This window comes from Campylobacter sp. US25a, assembly GCF_004379075.1.
GTDB lineage: Bacteria > Campylobacterota > Campylobacteria > Campylobacterales > Campylobacteraceae > Campylobacter_D > Campylobacter_D jejuni.
Genome location: NZ_RYYM01000017.1, coordinates 1 through 15,505, shown reverse-complemented (window position 1 = coordinate 15,505; position 15,505 = coordinate 1). Strand labels below are relative to the sequence as shown.

Genomic DNA, 15,505 nt, shown 5'->3' with positions numbered 1-15,505 from the left:
TAAAGAAAGTCTTATCAAGACTGATTGAAGCTTAAAAGAAAAAAAATGCTTGTATTTTATTTGCTTAGTATTTGAAGTGCTATCATTAATATTTAAAGCACTTTCATGATTAATACCTAGATATTTTATATAAGTGATAATTCCCTTATAGTTTTTTACTTCATTGTTATCAAAGTTTAAGGTATTATTCTCATAAGGATTATGGATACTTAAAATAGCTTCTTGATCGATTAAAACATTAGGATGAAAATTAAAAGTTGTAGGGGTGCTTAGATGAGATGAAGCATTGGTTAAAGTATTTAAAGAAAATAAATCTTGTTCTAAACTTTCAAAAAAACCTTCACATTCTATAGAAAAAAAGTTCTTCAAGACTTTCTTTGATGAGGGCTTTAGTGATTTTAAAGGGTAGGGGATTTGAAGTAGAATTTGATATATCAAGACTCATATAAGAATTAAGGGACATTGAAGATCCTTTTGGGTTTGTTGATGATTAATAGCCTATAAGCTTATGTGATTTATTTTAGCATAAAGTGGGTAAAATAAAGTTTATTTTAGGGTATGGTTTATGGGTGAAGAGAGATTGTGATTTTTTTAAACATATTTTTGTGTTAGCTTATTCACATAGTTTCATATATACTATTGTATATTTTTTTTGCGTATTACCTAAAATTTTTGCCCAACCAAGTTTGGCAGTATTTTCATCTCCTAACACAAACTTCATTTCTGAAGAATAGTTGATTTTAAGATATAAATCAACACAAAATTCATTATTTGTTAAAAACATTATACTATTTTTTAAATCATCGTGTTTGGTTCCATTGGGCATAAATTTAACCGCTTCTTGATATGAAATATCCTTTATATAGATCGCTATTTTGTTTTGATAAGAGGTAAATTTATCACCTAGTATGAAATTACTCCCCAAGGCATGATTTTTTACGCCCAGTTTATTTCTTTGAGTATCAGAGATTAAAATTTGGTGAGGCAAATTTTCAATGATTGATAATTTGTCTTTTAGTTTAAAATTAACTTGCAAAACTCTTTCTATATATGTTTTTGGACGTCTTAAGCTCAATAATAAAGGTGCAAATGGTAAATATTTTTTTGCAATATCGTATTCTTTAATTCCTAATATATTAAATAAAATTTGAGAAATAGAGTCTTTAAAATTATCATTAAAAGATCTTGGATAATTTTTTAAGCCAATAACATCGAAAAATATCCAAAGTAAATAGTGATTAAAAAAATCAAAAAATAAAGTCCAACCTTGTTCTCCATCTTCATTTCTGGATAATTTATCTAACATAAATGAAGGAAGTTGTGAGGAAACTCCATGTAAGCCCATAAAATTTACAAATAATTCTATAAATGATTGATCTGAAAAAATAATTTTTTCTAAATCTTTATTTGGATGCTTTAAACTTTTATTGGTTCTTAAAAATATATTTTTTTTCCCATAATTTTTTTCTAGCTTTCTTATAAGTTTAAAAAAACTATATGAAGTTGGATCATTCATATTAAAGCTTTTTTTCCAAAAGAAGCAGGATAATGCAGAATTTCTTTTGAATCAAGACATTTTATCTTTAATTCACAAAAGGAATTAATGCTAGCAAAAGATGCTAAAAATTTGGATATAACTAATCCTAGTAAATAGACTTCACCTAAAGTATAAAACTTAGAATCCTTAATACTAAAAATAGCCACTGTTCCTTTTTTTGTAATATTTTCATCAATTAGATAAGTGCTTTTGCTTTGAATATCAACTATAGATTCTTTTAAAAGTTCATAAGATTTCCAATTTAACTGATTATCTAAAAAACTATAGCTTTCTAATACACCAAAAAAAGCTTTTCTACTTAATATGGTTTGATAAGAAAAAGATAATACAGAAACAAGTTTCCACAATAAATTGCCATCAACGCTGCATCTTCTCGCTTCACTTGGAATTTCGATATTTTTAGTATCAACACCTTTTAAATTACAATTATTAATATCTCCTATTTTTAATCTTGAAGGCAGATCTCCATTGGAGCATAAAAGATCAATGCTTATAGTTTCATCCATTAAATAAGAGGAGAAAAAGGAAATTTCGCTAAATACTTCTCCTTTAGAATTCTTTTTAGTATTTATGCTATAAAAGTCTTTTTGATTATCTTTTAAAAATTCAAAACGTTCAAAACTCTTATAGTTTTTTAATAATCTTTTACCCCCTTCGCTATTGTGTGCTTTAACTTGCAATGTTTGTATAATCTCATAAGCTTTAGGTTGGCTTCTATCAACAAAAATTCGATAACTATCTTTTTTATGATTATTTATAAGAGGTTCTGCGCTTTTTGCAAAGATATTGATAATAGGCGTCATACTTAAAGAAAACAATTCTTTTCTAAATATGCAATTTGCAGGAAATGGTTTAGAGAATTTAAATTCAATATTAATTGTTCTTCCTTGGCAATTATTTAAAATATCTAAGTTATTAATTCTTAGAAAATTAAATTTATGGGGCATAAAAAAATATTCCCTTAACAAAGAAAAAGCTTCAAAGCCTAAATCATTATAAGATAAACTACTTTCATCTGGATTTAATCCTATTTTTTCAATATCGTAAGTATTAAGAAAAAATTCTTCATCAGTTTCCAAACATTGAATTTTTAATTCTTTCAAATAAGAATGTATATATAATAATAAAGTAGTAGACATGTAAGTATCGTTACCTAAATATAAATTAATTTTTTCTAAGCCCAAATCACTTATTTTTGTTTCTGCTTTATCTATTTGTAATTTTAAATTAAAAGTATAGTCTTGGTTTTTACTTGATGCAAAAACCTCATTTATCGAAATAGGGTAAAGATAGACATCATAAACAGTTTTAAATTCACAAATGCATTTATCTATAGGTTTTGATTTAACAACGGTTCCTTTTGGAATAGTAAGTTTATTTTCTTTGCTATTTTGTTCAAGTTTAAATTCTTGCATACATAATGAGGGTATGGGATTTGTATAGTTTGGAGAAACTATATTGATTAAAGATTCTGCAATATGCGGGATATTTTCATCAAGTTCTTGGTGAATTTTAGAACTTAGGATGGCTAAATTTTCAATAATTCTTTCTACATCGGGATCTTTGCTATTGTAAGCTAAAAATGGAGCTAGTTTTGGATAATTTTTTACAAAATGTTCCCTAGTTTCATATAGATATTCAAGCTCTTTTTGATAATAAAAGATATTATCTTTCATTTAACCTCACAATATCTATTATTTTTAAAAATAATTTCTATACTAAATTCCTTAAAACGATCCTCTTGAAAAAAACATTTTACAATAAAAGAAAGTTGCCAAGGGCTTAAGCTATTATCATAAGTAATAGAAACAACTCGTATTCTTTTTTCATAACTATCAATTAACTTTCTTATTTCCTTAGCCATTGATATGCATAATTCGCTAGAACTAAGATTAATGTCAGTCATATTTGGCATCCCTAAATCTTTCGCGGTATAACAGTCATTAATCTTAGAGTTGAGCAAAACTTTTATATTATTCTTTACATCCTCAAAATCATTTTGATAGAAAGGAACATGAGTATTTTGATCATCTAGCTCATGTATTAACTTATCGAGTAGAGACATTATTCTTTATCTAATTTTCCTACTAAAGAAAGTTCAAAATTACCACCCATATATTTAAAATGAGGTCGGACGCTTAGTCCTATTTTATACCATCCTGGCTCTCCTGGTATATCATCAACTTTCACTTGTGCTGCTCTGAATGGACGACGACTTCTTACTTCAGAAGGTGGATTTTCTTGATCGGAAATATATTGTCTAATCCATTCATTAAGACCATTTTCGATATCGCTTCTTTCTTTCCAGCTCCCTATTTCTTCTCGTTGTAAAACCTTTAAATAGTGCGCCAATCTTGAAATTAAAAAGATATATGGAAGCTGAGTTCCTAGTCTATAATTTGTTTCAGCTTCTTTACCTTCTGGGGTATTTTGAAATATCTTTGGTTTTAATGGAGAATTTGCTGAAAAAAATGCTGCATTATTACTATCTCTTCTTAATGTTAAAGTTATAAAACCTGCTTCAGCAAGTTCATACTCTCTCCTATCTGTAATCAAAACTTCTGTAGGTATTTTTGATTGTATAGTTCCAAAATTTTCATAAAGATAAGTAGGCAGATCCTTAACAGTCCCTCCACTTTTTGGTCCTATAATATTTCCACACCATCTATATTTAGCAAAGCTTTCTGTTAATCTTGTGCAAAAAGTATACGAAGAATTAGCCCACAATAAATGATTATGCGAAGCATGAACATTTTCTTTATAGTTAAAGCTTTTAATAGGGTTTTCTTCAGGATCATAAGGGCTTCTTGCTAAAAATCTTGTCACTAGTAAGCCTGTATATTTAGAGTCTTCATTTTCTCTAAAAGTTCTCCACCTTGTATATTGAGGACCTTCTAGCAAACCTTGCAAATCTTGAATATTCGCAAGTTCAGAATAATCATCAAGCCCAAAAAATTTTGGTCCAAAAGATGTTAAAAAGGGAGAATGACTCATAGCCGCAATACTAGCCATTTTATTTAAAAAAGTCATATCAGGACTTGCTGATCCAAGTTGATAATCTCCAATGATTGCTCCTACAGGCTCTCCTCCAAATTGTCCATATTCTGAAGAATATATATTTTTATAAACAACGCTTTGTGTTATATCTGGATTGTTTTCAAAATCCTCTAAGGCTTCTTCTTTTGTTATATCAAATAGGTCGATTTTTATATTTTCATTAAAATCAGTTCTTTCAACCAGAAATCTAAGTCCACGCCAAGTAGATTCAAGTTTTTGAAATTCTTCATTATGTAAAACTTCATCCATTTGTTTTGAGAGTAAATGGTCAATATGGGCTATCATTTCATCAAGTACAAATTTATTGATTTTTTCTTCGGCATTATCGCTTTTTACAATTTCTGAAATAAATTCAGCAACACCTCTTTTGGCAATACTATAACTTTCATCAGTTTTAGAGTATTTGCTTTTCTCCATAATTTGTTCAATAATTGGCGTATCAATTACTTTGGTATTTGCCATTTTAATTTCCTTGCTCTTCTTGTTTAATTTCTAAAAGTAACTTTTCTTTAGTTTTTTCATTTTTTAACGCTTCTAAAACAGCTTTTCTAAAATCAGGAATATTACCCATAGGACCTTTTAAAGCCATTAAAGCTTCTCTTAGCTGCAATAATTTGTTTAACTCAGGTATTTGTTTAGCTAAGCTATCTGGAGAAAAATCCTTCATACTAGCAATATTGAGCTTAACATCAAGCTCTTCAGCTCCTGTTCCAAGAGTATTTTTTACGCTAAAACTCGTTGTTATATTGAGTTTTCTCATAACTTGATCAAAATTGATCTTGTTAATTTGCAAAATTTCTCTTTCTTCTAAGGGGGTTTCGTTTTTTCCTTTTAAATTTGCCATTACCATTAATTTTAACGGCAGCTCCACATCCTCATTTTGTCCATTAGTTTTAGCTTTATATGTAATATTAATTCGTTCCTTTGGAGCATGAGATCCATCTGACATTTTAAATCCTTAAAAATAAAAATTTTAGCTTAATTATTATATTAAAATTTGCTAAATTTAATCTTGCATCATTTAATTTTATTTTTTGCGTTTTCATATTCTTCGGCTAGATAATCTTTTAGTAGAGTTTTTTCCATTAACTCTACTAAGTATATATTTAAAATTTTAGAGTTCTTTTTCATTCCTTTTGATTCAAAAATTTTTACCATATCTAGCAAGGAATTAATATTATTCATAATAGAATTATTAAAATTTTCTTTATCAATATTCATCAGCATTTGCTCAAAATCTTGTAATGTATGTTCTTTGTCAGTTTTTTTACTTGAAAAAAAACTTTTTTTATTTTCTTTGGATTTAACAAAATATTTATAAACTTCTTCTTTGCAGATAAAATCACCATTTTGAAAACGGAGAAGTTCAATAGTATCAAATTTAGAAATAAAATCACTTGTTAATATTATAAGAATGTCTAATTGTTTATTTTTTTTCTTTTTTTCTAAAAAATCACAAAAGAGTTGTACACCCTCTATCCAAAAAGGATTTAAAATAAGTTCATGCATAAAACATTTAATATGTTCTATATCATTTTCTTTATCAGAAAGTAATATGCGAATTATATCTGCATCAGGTTTTCTTATTTTAGTAATTTTTTCATTATTACATTCAGGCAAACACCTGATTTTTCCCCACATTGCTTGGGTGAATAAAGCGTAGATATTGAGATTATTTTCATCCTCTTCCAAAAGCTCAAATGCAAGTTTTTGATAAAAATTTTTATATTCTCTCTCGTTTAAAGAGTTAATATTATCGCTTCTAATGTTTACAGATACTTGAGTTACAGGAGATTTTGGAAGTTGTGGTGCAACTTGAGCAATTTCAATTTTTGCAAAATTGCAAGATAGTAAATTTTCAAATTCGGAAAATAAAGTAATAAATTGATTAACAATCTCAGATGATATAAGCACTTTTGTTTTATTGTATTCTTGAATAAAATTTTGAATAAAATTTTGAATTTTTCGCTTTTGAGCTAATATATAAGCATTATTTTCATCTATAAGTTTTTTTAAATGTTGAAAAAGAAGCAAAAGCTTTTCAAAGCATTCTTCATTGTTTAAATTAAAACACGATAAAAGAAAATAGTTGCAAATTTTAAAATCTAAAGAATGATTTAATAATATAAACTGAGAATATTGATAAACTTTATCCCAAGAAATATTTTCATGGTTTAAAGTCTTATATTTTGACATCTCATCTTCAAGTAACTGAAATTCTTGTAGTTCATCTAAATTATTTTTCAATTGATCACAAAAATACATTTAATTCCTCCAAAAATTTGCCTCATTATAATTAAATTTTAAAAAATATTATGTTAATTTTTTAAAAAATTTACTCAATTAATCATAAATTATATATTCTAAGATAGAAAGGATACTTTAGTTTCATGTTTTGTAAAAAAAGCTTATTTTTTTTATTGCCACTATTCTTTTGCGCTTGCTCAAGTGTTGTTAGTGTTAAGATAAATAATGTAGAGAATTCCAATCTTAATAATAGACATGATGATGTTCCTGTTACGGCTATTGTATATCAACTTAAGGATATTAAAAAATTTGAAGAAGCAAGTGATATAGATTTGGCTACTAGAGAAGAGGGGGTACTAGGCAAGGATAAACTTGATTCTATTAAAACGCAAATTGCACCTAAAGACAATATTATCGCGGTTAAAGTAGATGAAGAAGAGGTTCCTTATGTAGGCATTCTTGTATTATTTGCAAATAATACAAAAAAAACAACAAAAATATGGGCAAAGACCGAAGATGCAAATGGGTTTGGGAAGAATAAGTATTTAAAATTTGAAATATCCAAAGAAGGTATCAAAAGAATTAAATAGGAATAATATGGCAAATAAATTAAAAGTTGCTTGGTTTGATGGACTTAATATTGGACAAACCCATTTTGAGCAGCAAGAAAGATTTTTTAATAGAAATATAGATCTTAAAACTATAAATATATATAGTAATTTATATGGAATAATAGACTTGGAATTTTCTCAAGAGATGTTATTGCAAGGAAAAATTGCACTTTCTAAAATTTCAGGTATCGCACAAGATGGAAGCATTTTTAATGCACCTGAGCAAGATTTGTTGCCTGAGCCTATTGAAATCAATTATGAATCTTTAATTGATTCAGTTGTGGTATTAAAAATTCCTATCGGAGTTACTGATATTGCTGATTTATCTTTAAGAAATACTTTTCCAAATTCAAAGTTTATATGTCTTAGAAATAGTATTGCTTTAAGAAATTATGATGATTCAAAATCTAATGCAATGGACAAAATTGAAGATGAGTACGAACTTGAAAATCTGACTTTTACACAAGAGAAAAAAGATTTACTTCTTGCTAGTTTAAGACTAAAACTTGGCATTTTAGGTAATTCAACTCCTGATGAACTTGAATTACCAATTGCAAAAATTAAAAATATTGATATCAATAAAAAAATTGAATTAGAAAGTGATTTTATACCCACTTGCTTAAATATCAGCAAAATATCTACCATAAGATCCTTTTTGGAAGAAATTATTTTTTCAATCAATCAACATAAAAAAGTTCTATCTAATGTTTTTAAAGGAATCGATCAAACAAAAAATACATTGGATTTTAGCACTTTTTTATCCCTTAATCTTTTAAAAAAATGGTATTTAATATTTTCACATCTATTAAAAAAAGATAAAATACATCCTGAATTTTTATACGAAAAATTTTTAGAATTTCAAGGAGAGCTTGCAGCTTTTAGCAACGAAGAATCTTTTTTAGATTTTATTCCTTATAAACACGATAATCTTTATAATACTTTTTTAAATATGATGAATAATCTAAGATTGTTATTTTCTAAAATCACAAGCCCTAAATATTTTATAGCTAAGACCAGTATTAATGGCAATGGTTTTTATGATTTTATTTTTGATAATTCGGGAATTTTAGAAGAAAGTGAAATTTATTTCGCAATTCGTGCAGATGTTACTACAGAATATCTACTTAATAATTTTAAAATTCAAAGCAAGATACATACTCAAAGTAAAATTAAAAATATAGTCGCAACTCAGCTTGAGGGCTTAAATGTAGATCAAGTACCTAATGTTCCATCTAGCATTCCTTATTTAAATGGTTATGTTTATTATAAATTAGATAAAAGAGATCAACTGTTTAAAGATTTTAAAAATGAAAGTATCATTAGTATGTACTTGACCAACAATATAAAAAACCCTGATATTATAATGTGGGCGGTATTTCAATGAAAGAAATAAATGAAGAAAAAAAGGCATTAAGCTTACTTCTTGATTCAGATTTTGATGGTTTAAAAAACAATAAAATTATTGATTATTCTTTGGAGTTGCTTTTGCTTTCTTATAGACTTTCAAAAATAAGCTCTATGGATACAAGCAATATTAATCAACTTAGAGAAACATTGATTAATAAAATTTTAGATATAACCGCTAAATTAAGTATATGTAAAGAATATGATGAAAAAGAAATTATTAAATTCAAATATTGTCTTTGTGTCTTTATAGATGAAAGCTTAATGAAAAATGAACTTTTTATTAATTTTTGGGCTCACAATACTCTAACTGTAAGGTTATTTGATGAAACTTTAGGTGGAAATAATTTTTATGATATTGCATCATCTTGGATTAATAATCCTTTTAAGTTTAAAGATTTTTTGGAATTTATTTATGCTTGTTTGATTCTTGGTTATAAAGGAAAATATAATGAGACTAAGGATAGAGATGAAAAAATAATTCATTTTTGCAATAATATTGCCACATCTTTAAAACCGGTTTATAAGATAGAAGAAGAGTTAGCTTTTAATAAAGCATACAAAATTGGTTTAGAAGAAAATATTTGGCAAAAATTTATAAGATTGTATTTTAAAAAACTTATTATCGTTGTGCCAGTATTGATTATATTAGGAGTATTAAGCTATTCAATTTTCAATTTAGAAACTAATAATCTTAAAGTGGATAATAATATATCCGTATTGATAAAAAATTTAACACATATAGAATAAATATACTAAATTTTTAAATATCAATTTATTTGTTATGAGTAAAATTAAATAAAAATTGTTTTACTGCTAGAATAAAAATCAAATGTAAAACCTATAAAAGGATAAAAATAATATAAAAACAAGCTTTAATTATGCAAATTATTAGTACAAATAAGTATAAGGTCGTATCATAATTATGCCATGGATATAATTCACGATACAATCCCAACTACAATTATGTATTTTAGTCAGGATTATTTAAGATAAATTATAATTAAGCTTTGCCCTCTCTCCAATCATCACTTCCGCTAGTTCCAGCAGCAGTATGTTCCCAAACTACTTTTCTATAACTCATTGAAACTTTTAAAAGCTCGGTTTTATCATGATTACTTGACTCTTGTGCATTTGGCATTATTAATTCAATATTTGTAATAATTGCATCTTCCAATTTTGTAGTAAAAAAATGTTCAGATCCGCCACTTGCTGCAGTTCTAAACCAATGAACTTCGACTGTTGGAAGTCTTTCTCCTTTGGTAAGTGCATTATATAACAAAGGCACGGACTTATTCAATGAGCAAGTAAAAGAAAAGGGCTTATGAACTCTTTGTCCAGAAGGTTGCCCACTTTGCTGATCAACGGGTACAGTTACGATATGAGATACCTCTTGCGCCATGATTTCATCTTCATGACCTGATTTATATCTATTGCCAATACTCGCTTCAGTAGATGCACCACTTGAAATCAAACCTTGTGTGGAACCTTCAATTCTTATAAACGCTGGTTCAGCCATAAAAAGAACCTCCTTTAATTTTTTTTAACATTCAAAATTGTATCATTTTAATCTTAATCTATATAAATTTTTGTAAAATATTTGTATATTGATATTAATATTTATTTGTTTTTACTTTAAATAAGGAATAACGATGTTTAAAAAAATATTTGATTTTATAAAATCAAGATTATTTATAACTGCTTTTTTACTTTGTTGTATTTTTCTTTTTAGTGTTTTATTTTGGTTTTGGGGTCCTTTAATAGCTTTTAACGACATATATATTTTTAGTAGCTCATTTTTAAGATTTAGTATTATCTTGATAATTTGGCTTATTGTTTTTTTATTTTTTTTATTAAAGCCTATTATAAATTTTATATCTTCTTTAAAAAGTGAAAAAAGATTAAAATTTAAAGACCTAAAAAAAGAAGCTGATGAGTTTATTTACAAATCTAAAAGAAACTTCTTTTTATCTCTTAAAGATGCCAAAGAAACATGGAAGAATGATTTAAAAACAAAAAATTTACCCTTAATTATCATCATAGGAAATGAAGGGGCTGGAAAAAGCACTTTTATCAATTATTCTAACATCGAATATCCACTTAGCGATAGTTTAGAGTCTTATAAAAAATTCCATAAGTCTACTAGAAATTTTGCACTTTATGTATCAAAAAAAGGCGCTTTGTTAGATACAGAAGGAAACTATTTTTCACAAGAAGAATTTTTTAAGCCTACAAGTAGCGATGAAATACCCGAAGATGATATAGATAAAAATAGAGATTTTTTAATTAAAAAAAATATATGGAAAAAATTCCTTACTTTTCTCAATAAAAATTTTTTTCATAGCAAACTAAATGGAATTATTTTAGTTGTTGATACTGTCCTTTTCTTAAATAATCCTAAGGAGTATTCCAAAAATCTTATTAGATATCTAACAAAAAGAGTAAACGAATGTGAAAAAACTTTGAATTTAAAGTTGCCCATCTATATAGTTTTTTCAAAACTTGACTTGATGGAAGGCATGAAAGAGTATTTTGATATTTTCGATAAAAAAATTTCGGATAAAATTTTAGGATTATCTTTTGATAAAATCTTAAGTGAAGAATTTTTAAATAATGAATTTAAAGAATTAAGTGATTCATTATTATGCTCTTTAATGAGTAAAAATTCCCATATTTACAATATGGAAAATAAAAATAAAAGCTACTTATTTTTAAAACAATTTGATAATTTATTTGCATTAGCAAAGACTTTTATTTTGGAAGTACAAGAAGAAAATAAGCTTAAAAATAATTCTTATCTTAGAGGAGTTTATTTTGTTAGCGCCTATCAAGAAAATATTCCTAGAAATTTCTTACTCGATGCCATATGTGAGAAATATAACTGCAAAAAAGTATTATCAAAATCCAATATTATACATAATAAACAAAGCTATTTTGTTAAATCACTGCTCGAAGATTTAATTTTTACAGATTATTCTTTAAGCGCTATGAAATCTTATTCTAAAAAATTATCTTTTTTAATTATAATTTTAATCATAAGCTTTGGAACATATGCTATATCTTCTTATTTTATAAGTAAAAACAATAAAGAATTCGAAAAAAGCCAAAATACCTTAAGATCTTTACAATTGCTTCTTAAAGATCAAGATTATCAAAATTTAAATATTAAACAAAAAGCTGACTTCTTAATTGAATTGAGAAATATTTTAAATACTTATCCTGAACTTTGGCAAGATAATAATATATTTCAATATTTAAATCTAAATCTCTCATACAAAGGATTTAAAGAAGCTAAACAACTTTATTATAAACTGAATGAAGATGTGTTAAAAAATACTTTATTAAAAGAAATGGAATATACTTTACTTACCGATACAAATAAAGAAAATTTAATCAAAACATTATATATGTATAGATCTTTATTTGAACAAAAATATTTTAATAAAGAAATACTAAAAATTTGGATTAACGAGAATTGGAATACTTTAAGTAAGTATTCAATCTCTAAAGATGACTTTCTAGAAGGGGTGGATGAGCTTAAACAATTTAATCTTAAATCTTTTACAGAAGATGAAAACAGTATACATACAGGAAAAAGAAAACTTGAGAGTATAAGTAGAACTCAAAGAATTTACATTCTTCTTAATTTTTTAAATAGCGATAAACCTAAAGAAAAATATCTTATAAAAGAGGATTTAGGTTTTGCTGCAAATAGTGTATTTTCAAATAATTCTCAAATAACTTCTATAGATAAAATATATACAAAAGTTGGTATGATGGACTTTTTAAATGATTTAAATCAACAAGTTGACACCGCAATCAATATTGAATCTTGGATGCTAGATAACAATTTTAAAGAAAATAAAAACACTTTGACTATGGGTATTTTAAAATTATACTTAAGTGAATACCAAAATGCTTGGCAAAATCTACTCGCTTCATTGCAACCTGTTAGGTATAATACCAAAGAGGCAATGCTTAATGAGCTTAATATCTTATCAAAAAAAGAAAACCCTTTATATTCTTTGTTAAAAATTGTTAGTTCTAATACAAATTTAAATGATGCAGTTTTACTAACTCAAGCCTACAATTTAGGATTAAATGCTGGGGAAATTAGATCAAATTTTATTGGGGTAAGCAATGCTTTCACACAATATCATAAGCTAGTAAACAAAAATACACTTTTGAGTGTTGGTAATATAGAAGTGGGCAAAGGCACTGATGATGAAAAAATATTAGATATTCTTAATACAAGTATTACAAATATGTCCAATAAAATTATAGATTTTAGTTCTAATAATAACCAAAGCGCTGAAGAAAAAATTTCATATGCTCTTGGAGGCAATAAAGATGCCAATGATCCTTTTGCTGTATTTCAAATGAACATAAAAAAATTACCTAATGATTTAGAGAGATATTATAGTCAGCTTTCTAATTATTCGTGGAATTTTATAGAAAATCATGGTATTTCTTTATTTAATACTGCTTGGATTAATGAAGTGTATAATCCATTTGTTAATGATATTGCACCATATTATCCTTTTAATGATGAGAGTGTAGCAGATCTTAGTATGGATAGTTTTAAAACATTTTTTGGAAGAAATGGGACATTAAATAGTTTTTATAAAAAATACTTGAACAGTGTTTTAGTAAAAAGAAAAAATAACTATTCTGTCAATTCTCAATTTGCTTCAAAATTAAATTTCTCTAAAGAATTTTTAGATTTTATCACCAATGCAGGCAATCTCTCTAGTCTCATACTAAATGGTAATGATAATATAAAAGTTAATTTTACTATTCAAAGCCTTGATTTAAGTGCGGATTTTTCCTTTATAAAGCTTGGCTATGATAATAAAAATATCCAATACGATCATACTCTTAATCAAACCCTACAAATTGTAGCAGAAAAATTCAATAATGGAACAAGTTTAAATTTTACAGCCTATAACTACTCTAATCCTAATTTAAATTATACAAAATCATATAAAGGAGAATGGGCATGGTATAAGTTTATAAAAGATAATAAAAGTAATTCTATATACAGCATTATATTTAACAATAATAAAAACTTATATTTTGACTTTGAAATTATTAACGGTGCTAGTGAATTAAATAATATAGTTTATATTTTAAACAATCTTAAAATAGTAGAAAATATTACAGGGGTAAATAAACAATGATAGAAAAAGAAGAGATAGGAATTGCTATTGAGAATTATGACGAATGTATTAGTGGTTCTAAAACATTTGTATTTAACACAAAGGGTGGAACTATAGGAAGCGGTGATGATTGCACTTTTCGTATTCAAGATAAACTAGAACAAATCAAAAATACCCATGCCATAGTATCTTATGAAGAAGGATCTTTTACAATTGCGGCTTTTGAAGATTCTGACATTTATTATAATAAGTCCTTTTCTAGAATGCCAAGTGGCTATGAAATAATAATCAGCATAGGCGATATTTTTAAAATCGGTAATTTAGAATTTAGATTTGTGGATGCAAAAAGCATTGAAGCAAGCATTAAAGAAAATAAAAAATACTTAGAAGATATTGAAAAACGCAATCATTTTGATGAAATTGAAATTAAACCTAGAGGAAAAACAAGTATAAATTTTGACAAAAACAAAGAGTTAAAAGAGATTTTAGAAAATAATGATTATAAATTTATCGAAGAAGAAAAGGCAGATGATAGCTTTTTAAAAGAAATAATTCAAAAAAATCCAAATTCATTAGAATATGAAAATGTTTTAAAAAGTTTGGTAAAAAATTTAAAAGATATTAAAACAAAACAACAAAACTCTAAATTAAATAAAGATTATTCTTCTATTAGTATCAAAGATTTTGAAAGTATTATTAATAATATACCCTTAATCAAATCCACAAGATTGATCAATATTTTAGCCCTTAGCCTAATCGTAAAAGAATTATATACTCCAATATTTGAAGAAATGGAAGAAAATATGTTTATTAAATATATTGAAGCTGCCATACAAAACAATATCAAAGAAGATAAGATTCTTTTTGAAAATCTTACCATCAAAGCATTGGAAAAGTATATTAAAGATTTTGAGTGATTTTTACTCTTTTATATTATGCTCTTTAGCATAAGCTAGTATTTTAGCTCGAAGTTCTTGCGGAAAATTATATCTATAAATAGCAGGGATTCTTGGATCAAGGAGTTTGTCAAGCTTATGTCTTTTATAATACCATTCTAGTTTTTCAGGGGTAAAATATCTTGGTGCATTAGGATAGCCTTGAGGTGGGGTTAGGGCTGCTAGTTTGGCAGTTAAAATCATAGAATCTATTTTTAATTGCGCATCATTCCAATCATTTGGAATATCATAACCATAAGCATTAATCATACCATTAGAATACCCATCCATATAACGATCAAATTCTCTTCTGCTTTCATAAGTAGAATCTATATCTCTTGGATCTTTTATTTTGCCCTCAACTGTATCACTTCTTAAGGCTTTGTATATATCTCCAAATTCATCTTCAGAAATTTGATATTCGTTATAATCAATCACCCAATCTACTCCCATAATTTCATCTATAAAAGGAAGCATACCAAATTCATCAGGTTTTAAAGTCTTAGCTAAGGTTTTAATCTCTTGTTCTCTTAA

The 15,505-nt window shown here is 26.3% G+C and carries 13 protein-coding genes and 2 pseudogenes; 5 read left to right on the top strand and 10 right to left on the bottom strand.

Going from position 1 to position 15,505, the window contains the following annotated elements; all coding sequences use genetic code 11:
* The 8 genes and pseudogenes from ELQ12_RS08800 to ELQ12_RS08770 all read right to left on the bottom strand — a co-directional run.
* Window positions 1-369: pseudogene (locus tag ELQ12_RS08800) on the bottom strand (hypothetical protein); the annotation flags it as partial.
* Entirely contained in the window at window positions 341-463 is a 123-nt protein-coding gene (locus ELQ12_RS10840) for a hypothetical protein (protein ID WP_279586141.1), read from the bottom strand. The pseudogene ELQ12_RS08800 and the gene ELQ12_RS10840, both read right to left, overlap by 29 nt.
* Before the next feature lie 150 nt (window positions 464-613).
* Window positions 614-1,516 (bottom strand): type VI secretion system baseplate subunit TssG, encoded by a 903-nt coding sequence (gene tssG, locus ELQ12_RS08795; protein ID WP_070261437.1) that lies wholly within the window; start codon window positions 1,514-1,516, stop codon window positions 614-616.
* Complete coding sequence (gene tssF, locus ELQ12_RS08790) at window positions 1,513-3,234, bottom strand: type VI secretion system baseplate subunit TssF (RefSeq protein WP_044779647.1); 1,722 nt, start codon at window positions 3,232-3,234, stop codon at window positions 1,513-1,515. The genes tssG and tssF overlap by 4 nt, the downstream gene beginning before the upstream one ends.
* Window positions 3,231-3,623 carry a type VI secretion system baseplate subunit TssE gene (tssE, locus tag ELQ12_RS08785; protein ID WP_070261436.1) on the bottom strand — a complete coding sequence of 131 codons (393 nt, stop codon included), beginning with the start codon at window positions 3,621-3,623 and terminating at the stop codon, window positions 3,231-3,233. The genes tssF and tssE overlap by 4 nt, the downstream gene beginning before the upstream one ends.
* On the bottom strand, window positions 3,623-5,077 hold the full coding sequence (gene tssC / locus ELQ12_RS08780) for a type VI secretion system contractile sheath large subunit (RefSeq protein WP_134264716.1): 1,455 nt from the start codon (window positions 5,075-5,077) through the stop codon (window positions 3,623-3,625). The genes tssE and tssC overlap by 1 nt, the downstream gene beginning before the upstream one ends.
* A gap of 1 nt (window position 5,078) precedes the next feature.
* Window positions 5,079-5,564 (bottom strand): type VI secretion system contractile sheath small subunit, encoded by a 486-nt coding sequence (gene tssB / locus ELQ12_RS08775; RefSeq protein WP_002881833.1) that lies wholly within the window; start codon window positions 5,562-5,564, stop codon window positions 5,079-5,081.
* 68 nt (window positions 5,565-5,632) lie between these two features.
* Window positions 5,633-6,880 (bottom strand): type VI secretion system domain-containing protein, encoded by a 1,248-nt coding sequence (locus ELQ12_RS08770; RefSeq protein WP_060787630.1) that lies wholly within the window; start codon window positions 6,878-6,880, stop codon window positions 5,633-5,635.
* Window positions 6,881-7,005: 125 nt separating this feature from the next.
* On the opposite strand from ELQ12_RS08770, the gene tssJ reads away from it, so the two are divergent.
* From tssJ to icmH, 3 genes are read left to right on the top strand one after another with little or no spacing between them, the layout of a single operon-like run.
* The gene (gene tssJ, locus ELQ12_RS08765) at window positions 7,006-7,452 is read left to right on the top strand and encodes a type VI secretion system lipoprotein TssJ (protein WP_002779659.1); all 447 of its coding nucleotides are present in this window, start codon (window positions 7,006-7,008) and stop codon (window positions 7,450-7,452) included.
* 7 nt (window positions 7,453-7,459) lie between these two features.
* Window positions 7,460-8,857: a type VI secretion system baseplate subunit TssK gene (gene tssK, locus ELQ12_RS08760; protein ID WP_070261434.1), complete on the top strand. Its 1,398-nt coding sequence runs from the start codon at window positions 7,460-7,462 to the stop codon at window positions 8,855-8,857.
* Window positions 8,854-9,627, top strand: coding sequence for a type IVB secretion system protein IcmH/DotU (gene icmH, locus ELQ12_RS08755; RefSeq protein ID WP_070287062.1), 774 nt, complete (start codon window positions 8,854-8,856; stop codon window positions 9,625-9,627). Before tssK ends, icmH begins: the two co-directional genes overlap by 4 nt.
* 253 nt (window positions 9,628-9,880) lie before the next feature.
* Here icmH and ELQ12_RS08750 read toward each other — a convergent pair whose 3' ends face one another.
* Complete coding sequence (locus tag ELQ12_RS08750; protein ID WP_044779685.1) at window positions 9,881-10,396, bottom strand: Hcp family type VI secretion system effector; 516 nt, start codon at window positions 10,394-10,396, stop codon at window positions 9,881-9,883.
* A gap of 133 nt (window positions 10,397-10,529) precedes the next feature.
* On the opposite strand from ELQ12_RS08750, the gene tssM reads away from it, so the two are divergent.
* Both tssM and ELQ12_RS08740 read left to right on the top strand, forming a co-directional pair.
* The gene (tssM, locus tag ELQ12_RS08745) at window positions 10,530-14,057 is read left to right on the top strand and encodes a type VI secretion system membrane subunit TssM (protein WP_134264715.1); all 3,528 of its coding nucleotides are present in this window, start codon (window positions 10,530-10,532) and stop codon (window positions 14,055-14,057) included.
* Entirely contained in the window at window positions 14,054-14,953 is a 900-nt protein-coding gene (locus ELQ12_RS08740) for an FHA domain-containing protein (RefSeq protein WP_070261128.1), read from the top strand. Before tssM ends, ELQ12_RS08740 begins: the two co-directional genes overlap by 4 nt.
* Window positions 14,954-14,956: 3 nt before the next feature.
* Here the strand turns inward: ELQ12_RS08740 and ELQ12_RS08735 are convergent.
* A pseudogene (locus ELQ12_RS08735) lies at window positions 14,957-15,505 on the bottom strand (hypothetical protein); the annotation flags it as partial.

What these genes read in the sequence shown, in the direction of transcription:
- ELQ12_RS08770 (WP_060787630.1), bottom strand. Translation starts at nt 6,880, where the DNA reads ATGTATTTTTGTGATCAATTGAAAAATAATTTAGATGAACTACAAGAA.
- ELQ12_RS08740 (WP_070261128.1), top strand. Translation starts at nt 14,054, where the DNA reads ATGATAGAAAAAGAAGAGATAGGAATTGCTATTGAGAATTATGACGAA.
- tssK (WP_070261434.1), top strand. Translation starts at nt 7,460, where the DNA reads ATGGCAAATAAATTAAAAGTTGCTTGGTTTGATGGACTTAATATTGGA.
- ELQ12_RS10840 (WP_279586141.1), bottom strand. Translation starts at nt 463, where the DNA reads ATGTCCCTTAATTCTTATATGAGTCTTGATATATCAAATTCTACTTCA.
- ELQ12_RS08750 (WP_044779685.1), bottom strand. Translation starts at nt 10,396, where the DNA reads ATGGCTGAACCAGCGTTTATAAGAATTGAAGGTTCCACACAAGGTTTG.
- tssE (WP_070261436.1), bottom strand. Translation starts at nt 3,623, where the DNA reads ATGTCTCTACTCGATAAGTTAATACATGAGCTAGATGATCAAAATACT.
- tssB (WP_002881833.1), bottom strand. Translation starts at nt 5,564, where the DNA reads ATGTCAGATGGATCTCATGCTCCAAAGGAACGAATTAATATTACATAT.
- tssC (WP_134264716.1), bottom strand. Translation starts at nt 5,077, where the DNA reads ATGGCAAATACCAAAGTAATTGATACGCCAATTATTGAACAAATTATG.
- tssG (WP_070261437.1), bottom strand. Translation starts at nt 1,516, where the DNA reads ATGAATGATCCAACTTCATATAGTTTTTTTAAACTTATAAGAAAGCTA.
- tssJ (WP_002779659.1), top strand. Translation starts at nt 7,006, where the DNA reads ATGTTTTGTAAAAAAAGCTTATTTTTTTTATTGCCACTATTCTTTTGC.
- icmH (WP_070287062.1), top strand. Translation starts at nt 8,854, where the DNA reads ATGAAAGAAATAAATGAAGAAAAAAAGGCATTAAGCTTACTTCTTGAT.
- tssF (WP_044779647.1), bottom strand. Translation starts at nt 3,234, where the DNA reads ATGAAAGATAATATCTTTTATTATCAAAAAGAGCTTGAATATCTATAT.
- tssM (WP_134264715.1), top strand. Translation starts at nt 10,530, where the DNA reads ATGTTTAAAAAAATATTTGATTTTATAAAATCAAGATTATTTATAACT.